The organism is Erysipelatoclostridium sp. An15 (genome assembly GCF_002160675.1).
Classification (GTDB): domain Bacteria; phylum Bacillota_I; class Bacilli_A; order Erysipelotrichales; family Coprobacillaceae; genus Thomasclavelia; species Thomasclavelia merdavium.
Genome location: NZ_NFLA01000074.1, coordinates 1 through 9,227, shown reverse-complemented (window position 1 = coordinate 9,227; position 9,227 = coordinate 1). Strand labels below are relative to the sequence as shown.

Annotated in this window: 11 protein-coding genes; all 11 read right to left on the bottom strand. The window is 45.0% G+C overall.

What is annotated here, in order from left to right; genetic code table 11:
* Positions 1-32: 32 nt before the first annotated feature.
* Entirely contained in the window at positions 33-530 is a 498-nt protein-coding gene (locus B5E92_RS14370) for an antirestriction protein ArdA (protein ID WP_087303301.1), read from the bottom strand.
* Positions 505-741, bottom strand: a complete 237-nt coding sequence (locus B5E92_RS14365; protein ID WP_060815474.1) for a hypothetical protein — start codon at positions 739-741, stop codon at positions 505-507. Before B5E92_RS14365 ends, B5E92_RS14370 begins: the two co-directional genes overlap by 26 nt.
* Before the next feature lie 98 nt (positions 742-839).
* Positions 840-1,295 (bottom strand): hypothetical protein, encoded by a 456-nt coding sequence (locus B5E92_RS14360; protein WP_204245286.1) that lies wholly within the window; start codon positions 1,293-1,295, stop codon positions 840-842.
* Between the two features lie 193 nt (positions 1,296-1,488).
* Positions 1,489-1,710: a hypothetical protein gene (locus B5E92_RS14355; RefSeq protein ID WP_010817890.1), complete on the bottom strand. Its 222-nt coding sequence runs from the start codon at positions 1,708-1,710 to the stop codon at positions 1,489-1,491.
* Positions 1,707-1,847 carry a DUF3789 domain-containing protein gene (locus B5E92_RS14350; protein ID WP_010817889.1) on the bottom strand — a complete coding sequence of 47 codons (141 nt, stop codon included), beginning with the start codon at positions 1,845-1,847 and terminating at the stop codon, positions 1,707-1,709. Before B5E92_RS14350 ends, B5E92_RS14355 begins: the two co-directional genes overlap by 4 nt.
* Positions 1,848-1,862: 15 nt before the next feature.
* Entirely contained in the window at positions 1,863-3,053 is a 1,191-nt protein-coding gene (gene mobT / locus B5E92_RS14345) for a MobT family relaxase (protein ID WP_087303303.1), read from the bottom strand.
* Between the two features lie 200 nt (positions 3,054-3,253).
* Entirely contained in the window at positions 3,254-4,648 is a 1,395-nt protein-coding gene (locus B5E92_RS14340) for an FtsK/SpoIIIE domain-containing protein (RefSeq protein ID WP_087303298.1), read from the bottom strand.
* Between the two features lie 62 nt (positions 4,649-4,710).
* On the bottom strand, positions 4,711-5,316 hold the full coding sequence (locus tag B5E92_RS14335) for a VanZ family protein (RefSeq protein WP_074143640.1): 606 nt from the start codon (positions 5,314-5,316) through the stop codon (positions 4,711-4,713).
* A 113-nt stretch (positions 5,317-5,429) separates the two neighbouring features.
* Complete coding sequence (locus B5E92_RS14330; protein ID WP_074143641.1) at positions 5,430-5,816, bottom strand: YdcP family protein; 387 nt, start codon at positions 5,814-5,816, stop codon at positions 5,430-5,432.
* A 15-nt stretch (positions 5,817-5,831) separates the two neighbouring features.
* Complete coding sequence (locus tag B5E92_RS14325) at positions 5,832-6,158, bottom strand: YdcP family protein (protein WP_074143642.1); 327 nt, start codon at positions 6,156-6,158, stop codon at positions 5,832-5,834.
* Between the two features lie 190 nt (positions 6,159-6,348).
* Positions 6,349-9,227: VaFE repeat-containing surface-anchored protein (locus tag B5E92_RS14320; protein ID WP_087303297.1), on the bottom strand; the 2,879-nt coding region annotated here is incomplete at its 5' end.

Below are 9,227 nucleotides of genomic sequence, written 5' to 3'. Positions count from 1 at the left end.
CATGTCGTCAACCATAGGCACACACCTCTTTTCTACGGAAGTTCATAGATACCGTGGTCGGTTTCCACAAAGCGTCCGTTGTCGTCAAGGTACTGCCCGTAGGCTTCAAAATCGAAATAACGGATAACATTCTCACTTAGGGAAGTAAAGTCTGGGTCATTGTTCAGAATGTGGCGGGCAACGTCCGTCATGTTCTTACACCATGAATAGTGGATAATATCGTTTCTGTATCGGTGCAGTTCGTCAAGGTCGGTGAAATAGCACATCAGCTCCCCGTAGTCCTCTTTCAAGTCAGAGGGTAGGCTTTCATAGGTATGGTACAGGTCGTCGAGTTTTTCAATGGTGGTATCTTCCTGCACTTCATCAGCAAAGGGAAGCTCCTTGCCCGTGATAGAGTAATAGTCCGTATCTACATCAATCCCCAGCAGTTCTTCCACCTGTTCTGTGTCGATAGGCAGGGTGAACCAAAAGGCTCTGATTTCTCCGTCTGTTGGTTCTCTTGCTTCAATCTGCACACGCATTTCTTCCATGTTTCATCACGTCCTTTCTTTGTAACGCTTCCTGTATGACGGTATAAGGCACACCGAATACATAGCGTGAAAAATCTTCTAACTGTTTCTTAGGGTAGTCAGACAGGCAAAGGCGTTTCATCTCAAACCAGACCGCACGCTTGTAGTAGGGCAGGTCGGAGAGATACGGACAGCCGATTTTTGCCTGCATATCGGTAAAAATATCTTTCAATCAATCACTCCAATCTGAAATTTGAGTATAGAAAAAAGCGGTTGATCTCCAAAGGAGTAACCGCTTTGTGTCGGGATATGAAATTGTTAAATTAGGATTTATACCCTCGTTTTTTTCTTACTTTTTGCAATATAGATAATTGTGCTGATTAGAGTTAGTAAGATGAGAATATGTAGTATTGTATGATAAACATCTGGTATGTATTTTCCCTCAATCCTTATCCATTGAAGTGTTCCTGAAAAGTATTCTATTTTTCCTTCTATACTGCCCATAATGCCACTATTAAAAATACTATACCATTCATGACATAAAAATTGAATTATAAACCATAAAGAAGTCCAAACAGCAACAAACCACTTTCCAATTTGAACTTTCACAATAAACAATATGACTGTAACAAGATAAATCAGAAAAAATACTCCATCCTCTTTATATGACTGCGTAACTAAACTCTTGTTCCCGAAGGAAACTCCTATCATATCAAGGAAAAACCACATCAAAAGTAACATCTGAAATATAATACAAGTATTTTTCATCTTATTTGCTTTTTCCAAATTACCACCTTCAAAATTCCAATTTGTTGATTTCTATACTCACATTATATCAGTTGAAATTCAACCATTCAATGAAATTCATAGCGTGACTATCTTTTATCTGAATACCATTCCGTCACCCCCTTTCATTCCCCCTATGCCCGAACTCCCATAGGGGGATAGGTAAGTTTGCTTGACCGCAAACTGCTGATTGTTACGCTCCAATGATACGGTTGAACAGCTCTAACAGCACGTCCTTGACACCGCCTGCATTGAATACCAGCCCGACAGCGATTAAGGCAATCACAAGGAAGCCGATTAACTTAGAAAACTCTCTCTTAAATCCTAAGTAGATACCGATTACCACGATTGCCATTAACACAAGGCTCTGTGCGTTGCTTAAAAACCAGTTGTACAAATTCTGTCCGAAATTCATTCTTTATCAATCCTTTCTTTCTTGATTTCTTCCATTTCCTCATCAGCCATTTTACTGACCTGTGCGATACACATAAGGACGACACCGATACCCATTCCCAGCGATACCAGCACCAAGTCCTTGACAAGTTCTGCCATAATCTCAATTCTCCTTTATTCTGTAATAAGCTCCTCTGTGTTCGCTGTCTGCTGTTTGATTATCTGCAAGTGCTTTTCCGTCAGCTTTGCGTTGTCCTCAATCTCTTTCAGATAGCTTGTGCTGTTGCCAGCGTCTATCTTTTTCAGCATTTTCAGCGTAGGGGCGACCTGTCGGCTTATCCAGCCCAGCGTCCTTTCCAATGTGTAAGGCTCTGGGTCTGTCGTCAGCTTGACAGGCGGTCGGTCTTTTCCGATAAACCACGCCCAGCGGTCATTGAGCTTCCAGTCTGTCTTTCGCTTCTCCGGTTCTCTGTCCACGAAGCGGATATAGTGATTGATGATAGAAAATGCCGTCTGTTCTGCGTCATAATGGGTCAGCAGTTCACGAACGGCATAATAGGCTCTTTCATCTTTCAATCGTATCTCGAAGCGGTTCTTTATCGGTGCTTCCTCAATCGGTATTCCCAGCTTTGCGTACTGTTCGTAGTTTTTCTCATAACAGCAGAAGTACACCTCGCTTTTCAGAGAGCCGATATACAGCGTGTGTCCCATGCCCGCCTTGTCCTGCTCGTTGTGCTTCACCAGCTCGCCAGAAGCATAGGACTTGAAAGAGCGGAACAGGGAAACACATTCCTCACGGTTGCATTTGGCGGTCAGATCTGGAATATCCAGTATGCCCGCCCTGTCGTTAATCGCAAGGTCAAGGCGTTTCATCACACCGCCCTCAATGAGTGCGTCTATGAGGAAGTCATACCAGCTACGCCCCTGTGCCAGCAGATAGCTTTCAAACTGGCGACAGCCTTTTCCTTTCAGTTCCAGAAGCGTGCCTTTTTCCTCGTCCTGCGAGGTGTAGACGAACACATCACCCAGATAGTAATGCTCTGTATATTTGTAGTGTCCGTAGTCCTCATGGAGCATATAGTCAACATTGAGCTTCAATATATCTTTGATAACGTGCTGTATATCCAGCGTGGGGAAACGGATACGCACATAGTCGAACAGCAGGAACATGGGAGCGTCGGGATTGAATTTCTCGACCGCTTCCATGAGCTTGTCCTGCATATCGTCCGTGAGCGTTACCTTTCCCGCTTCGATACGGTTCAAATGTTCACGGCTGATACCAGCCATGATTGCAAGCCTTGTCTGGGACACGCCATAAGATTGACGTTTCTCTTTCAAGGCGGTTATAAAGGTGCTTTCATTCAGCCTGCATACCCCCAATCGTGTATTTTTAGAAATCTGTGATATTTTCCGCCGATTGTCACAGTCAGCCATGAGTGAGCGAAAACCCTTATGCCAAGCGGGATTTCCAGAGTTTTTGACCGTAGTTTCCAGCGGAATTGTGCCCCTCTGTTAGATACCGAGGGGCTTCTTTCGCTGGCGTGGCTGACGCCACACCAGCAAGGCTAGTCCGAGCCGTCGCCTTTCGCTTCGCACGTCGCCGTCCCGTCCTGCCTTGTAAGGACGAGTGAGCCGATAGCCTGTAAAAAATCATGTCCCTTTGGTACAAGGGGAGTGTAAAACTCTGATATGACGCTCGTACCCACGTCACAATAGCCACGCCCTTTGATACGCTTCTGGAAGAACTGTTTCTTTACGTCGCTTCCGAAAAGCATACCATAGCCTAGCTCACTGATACGCCCCAAGCCCACACGGAAATTGAAGTTATCTCTGATACCGTCTGAAAAATATTTTGCGTCGGGACGCTGGCAGGCGACAATGAGGAAATACCCCGCCTGTCTGCCAAGCATGACGATTTTCTTTAGCTGGCTTAAAAGGCTTATACTTTCCTTTGTCCCCAGCATTTCCAAGAACGCCACATATTCATCAAAGATAAGAAAGCAAGGCGGTAAGCCCAGATAGGCATAGTTCTCGCCCGTCTTGTAGTCTGGGTGGTGCTTCATTTCCTCGCTTCGCTGTACCATGCCCTCATAGAACGCATTGACACACTCAATCATATCTTCTTTGGTGTGGTACACGTTATCCATGACCGTACACAAGTCCGCAAGGTCGGCGTTCTTAGGGTCTAAGATGAAAAGCTGGGCGTTGGTCTGCAAGAGGGCTTCAATGATTGTCAGCAAGAAATAGGTCTTTCCACCGCCAGTCCCGCCACAGATAAGGGCGTGAGGGAGTGCGTCATATTCCCATGTGAGGTTCTTCATCAGACGCAAACCCCCGTTTTCAGCCTTTACTTCGTCAATCGTGATACGGTTCGCTATCATGTCATAGAGCAGGGTGTATTCGATATAGCCGTCATGGAGCGTCTTGTCGGTCAGCTCACAGTAAAGCCCGCTTTCCAGCTTATCTTCCAATCTAAGGAGTTTATCTTGATACTTTCCCAAAGAGATTTCACAGCGGATATGGAGCAAGCCCGTTTCCATTTGATAATAGATTTTAGGAAACCAGATGATTTTTTCCCTTGATCTGCTCTGCAGGTCAGTGAAAAAACCGCTGTCCTGTACGGTCTGGGCTTCATACCACTTGTTATCCAGTATCATGCGAGAGAGCTTTTGACGGTGTAATAGCTTCTTGAAGCTGTCATAGCGAAAGTGGTAATAAAGGAAAGCGACCAATGCACAAACACCAGTCGCTATCCCTACGGTTATGAAGTTGTATATAGAAAGCGTCACGCCATTATCAAGCAGGCTGAAATGCTCCCAATCGGTACGCATAAGCTGTCCCAAGTTCAGTAGCAGAAGAACCGCCACGAACAGGAGCAGGAGCGTACCCCCACAGAAACGGTACACAAGGTACTTGTCGCTGGCTCTGATACGATGTCCTTTATATTTCAAAATGTTCATATATACCTCTTTTCTGAATATAAGAAAAGCAGTCAATCATATAGATTAACTGCTTCTAAAACTTAAAAAAACCATGTCCAATTATATAACAGGAAATTACAGATACAGGCTAAAGATAAATAAATAACAGGCTCACATTTTCCCAATGAAGTAGTGCGTTGTTCTTCTTTCTTATTGAAAAAATATTTTCCTATCATTTTCCATACTACATAGCCTAAAATTGCACCTAATGTATTCATCATTAAATCATCAATATCCACTAACCTGTTAGTTGGTAACTGTGCAAATTCAATAAAGATAGAAAATGAAAAACCTGTTAAAGCTACTTTCAAAGGATTTCTAAAGTTCTTCCAAATATAAGGAAGTAAGAAACCTAAAGGCATAAGCATGATTACGTTCATACAATATGTGAACATACCCTCTGATTGAAAAGGTATCAAACTAATATTAGCCTGTTGAAAAGTAGCTATCAACCCACCTTTTGAAATCATATCCCATATAGAGCCTATTCCAGTAACAGAAATAACAAGCCATATATAAATCATCATAATATATGTCCATACATAATGTGTAGATGTAGACTTTTTCTTACCTAGTAACATGACTGTTTGATATACCATTACTGGGGCTACGGTTAAAATAATTGGAATAATTAACATTAAAAGCATTTCCCCCACTCCTTTCTTGCATTGTCAAGCTAAGTGTACCACATATATTTGAAAGAATTTCTAAAAAACATGAAATTCTTTCTTAAATTTTCCTAAGAAGCAGGGGAATAAAATTATTTCTTCGCCTGTCCCTGCGGAGCATGGTTCTGTGGATTGCCTGCGGGCTGACCACCTTTATTTTTCAGCACAATGTCGTCTGCCTTGATGTACCATTCCACATCTGCCCCTCGGTAGTTGGCGTTTGCCACCGTATCGGCAACAGGATTGATAAGCTCCACCTCGGCATTGTACGGATAGTCCTTGACAGGGATTTCCGCTGGGATAGATACCTGTATCGTGCGTTCCTGCTGACTGCACTTCAAATCATAGGTTCTACGCTTGATTTCTTCGCTGGTCGTCCCATCCTCATTCTCTACACGCACCTCATGTCTTAATGCGGAGAACTTCAATACTCCGAAAGTCTTTTCCTTATCTAATACAATTCCATTCGCTAATCTCATAATCTGATACCCCCTTTACTTGCTTTCCTCGACTGGAAGCATATCGTCAGCCGTTAAGATATAGTTGGTGTAGCCACGACCTCGCACGTTCTTTCCCTCGGCGGTAATCTTAGGATTGACGAGCTTTACTTTCTGCTCATACTTGAAACGCTTTTCCCCAACCTTTGCAGGAAGCACCACGATAATGTCGTCGGCTCTCTGAATGTCGGAATACAGGTTATAGCTTCTTGTCACGGGAACAAAGCGACCATTGACACGCTGTTGCTCCACGTCATTTTCTCCTGCAAACTCTAAGTTACCAAAAGTCTGTGCCATATTTGGCACGATATATTTTAATTTCATGTGTTCTACCTCATTTCTTTCTGTGATTGATATGTGGGGAGCTACACTCCCCACGCCCCTAGTGGACTGTTCTTTTCCGTCAATCCGCAAGCAGATTAACAGAAAAGGAACAGTTTCGATTTTCATTTCCTGTTACAAGTACATACGGCGGGGAACGGGATTTCTTCATTATCATAAGCAGACCGCCCGATTAAGAGCGTCTACGCTTGAAGAAGTATGTTCCTGCCACGCCTGCACCAGAGAGGATAAGAAGCCCTAAGAATAAGGCAATGTTTGTATTATCGCCTGTCTTTGGAGCGTCTGTTGTCTTGCTCGGTGTATCTGGTGTGGTCGGCTGTTCCGGCTCTGTTGGTTCTTCTGGTGTTTCTGGTACTTCTGTGATTGTCACCGTCTGCCCGTCGTCCTCAATGTCCTTATGCTCTGTAACCTTTGTCGGTTCATCTGGATTGCTCAAATCGTATAATTCCTCAAAGGTCACAAGCTCTTTCCCGCCCAGCTCGGAAGCGTCGAATGTAAAGGAAATCTGTACTTCCATGCTTTCACTGTCGGCAGTAAAGGTATAGTCATTCTCGACACGCTCTCCGTTGATGATAAGCTCTGCGTTTTCGTCCTTAATCATCTGCCAGCCTACAAGCTGATACTTTGTGCCGATTTCCAATCCGTCAAACGTAACGGTATCAATGATTGTCACGTCTTTTCCTGCTTCAATCTCTTTCTTTCCGTCCTCGCTGGTCGCTGTGGTATGGATAGAGATGATACGCTCTGTGATAAGCACCGTCTGTCCCTCGTCGTCAATGTCCTTGTGTTCTGCCACCTTTACAGGCTCGTCCTCGTTGGAAAGGTCGTAAAGTTCCTCAAAGGTTACAAGGTTCTGACCGCCCAGAGAAGAAGCGTTGAACGTATATTCCATTTCAATCTTCATTTCTTCGCTGTCGGCTGTGAATGTGTAATCACTTTCCACACGCTGTCCGTCGATAAGAAGCTCGGCGTTTTCCTCTTTCAACATCTGCCAGCCTTTGAGCTGATATTTTGTGCCTTTTTCCAGCCCGTCAAGCGTAACCGTGTCAATGATTGTTACCTCTTTGCCAGCTACGATAGACTTCTCGCCGTCCTTGCCTGTGGCTGTGGTATGGATAGAGATTTCTTTCTCGTATTCATCAGTGAGTGTCCCTAAGTCAACGGTCACATTGTTTCTGGACACCACGATTTCAAACGGCGGGATAAGCTCAAAGCCTTTGTTGCCCTCACAGCGTAATTCCTCAATGATATAGGTATCGTAAATCAAAGCACCTTTGCTGTCGTCTGGCTCACTTGTTCCAAACCAGATACCGTCCTCGCTGGTCTTTCCTGCATTGGTGTTATGTTTGTGGGAAGCCCAGTCGGAAGAAGTAGAGAACTGCCCGTTATCATCTGTCACGATAATGTGGCTCTCACCTGTGGTCTTGCTTGTGATCCTAAACGGAACTCCCGCAAGACGCTGGTGTGTGCCAGCACCAATCTTGACACCCTCTAGGTCGCCACGCTTCACTTGATTGTAGATTGATGTGTCTGTCCCTGTAAGGTCAACGATTTTTCCGTCCTCTGTGATTTCAAATTCAATCGGTTCTGCACCGTCCGTCAGATAGCCCTCTGGAGCTTTGCTTTCCTCGATACGGTATTTCCCGTAAGGAAGTAAATCGGCAGAAGTAGAAGCCACGCCCTCAATGTCGGCAAGGATTGTCTTTACCACTTCATTCTTGCTGTAAAGTTTCCCCTCGACAAGTACGGCATTGTCATTAAGGGAAATGATTTCAAATTCAGCGTCTTTCAAGGTCGCACTTCCTTGACCTTTGGTATCGCTGGTTTCCAAATCTCTTTTCTGGATTTTCACACCGCCACGGATAACCTTGTCTGATACATGGTACTGATTGCTTCCAGACAATACGGCAATGTCGCCGTCCTCGGTAATCTGTGTAAGGTACATTCCTTTAATCTGTTCTTCGCTACCGTTTGCCTGCATATACGCACCGTCAAGAAGATAGCCGTTAGGAGCTTTCGTTTCCTCAACGGTCAGCGTCCCTAGAGGAAGCACGTTCTTTCCGTCCTGTGTATAGAAGCTGTCTCCAGATACCTTGTATTCATCAGAAAGGCGGGAAACATAATGGATAGTGCCGTCGCTGTCCTTTTCAGCGATTGTCTTTGTCACCCATGTTTTTGTAGGCTCGCTGGGGAGATTGTCAACGGTATAGTGTCCCGCATAGAATTTCCATGTGAACTCCGCACCCTCTAGGGAAGCGTCGCCCTGTGGAGCGTCTTTCTGTGTTTCCATGTCAATCTTGAAAAGCTCGATAAGGGTATCTGTAACCTTTGGCGTATCGGATACGTTCAAGGTCGCTGTCTTGCCAGCTTCCACATTTAAGGAATACACTGTATTGTCCACCTTGTAGCCAGCGGGAGCGGAAAGCTCTTTGATGTAGACTGTACCAGCCTTTACTTCCACGGTATCAGTGTTTCCGCTGTTATCCGTCGTAAGGGTGGCAAGCTGTTTTGTGCAGTCCTTATCAGAATAGACACCATAAGTCGCACCAGCGATAGAGTAAAGCCCGTTCCCGTCGGTAATGCTGGCATTACTGGAAGTCTTTTTCAGTGTGGCATTTCCTACGGCAAGTTTCGCCCAGAACTGTCCAATGTCCTGCCCCTCGCCAGAGTAGATATAACCGCCACATTCATAGCGTCCTTTGTTCTCGCTGGCAAAGGCTTTCGCCCCAGCGTACACCTCGTCCTGTATCGCTTTTGGGATTTCATCATAGGAAGCTCTGACGTTATCGCATTGCCAGCCTAGATGAACACTCAATCTCTGCCATACGACGCATTGTTTCAAAAGGTAGATATGCTGACTGCTCAATCCGCTGTGGCTCTGCACATACTGATTAACATACTCGATTGAGAGGGCAACATCTGAAATCTGGTCGTAGCTCATGCGTGTGCTTGCGTCGGCTCTGGTCTTATAACCGTTGCGGAAGTTGGTGTTAATATCCACGCAGAAAGCGTCCTCGCCCTCAACGGTCATGTGTCCCTCATTGAATGTCG

Coding starts and splice junctions, on each gene's coding strand:
- B5E92_RS14370 (WP_087303301.1), bottom strand. CDS start 530: ATGGAAGAAATGCGTGTGCAGATTGAAGCAAGAGAACCAACAGACGGA.
- B5E92_RS14355 (WP_010817890.1), bottom strand. CDS start 1,710: ATGAATTTCGGACAGAATTTGTACAACTGGTTTTTAAGCAACGCACAG.
- B5E92_RS14350 (WP_010817889.1), bottom strand. CDS start 1,847: ATGGCAGAACTTGTCAAGGACTTGGTGCTGGTATCGCTGGGAATGGGT.
- B5E92_RS14340 (WP_087303298.1), bottom strand. CDS start 4,648: ATGAACATTTTGAAATATAAAGGACATCGTATCAGAGCCAGCGACAAG.
- B5E92_RS14335 (WP_074143640.1), bottom strand. CDS start 5,316: ATGCTTTTAATGTTAATTATTCCAATTATTTTAACCGTAGCCCCAGTA.
- B5E92_RS14330 (WP_074143641.1), bottom strand. CDS start 5,816: ATGAGATTAGCGAATGGAATTGTATTAGATAAGGAAAAGACTTTCGGA.
- B5E92_RS14325 (WP_074143642.1), bottom strand. CDS start 6,158: ATGAAATTAAAATATATCGTGCCAAATATGGCACAGACTTTTGGTAAC.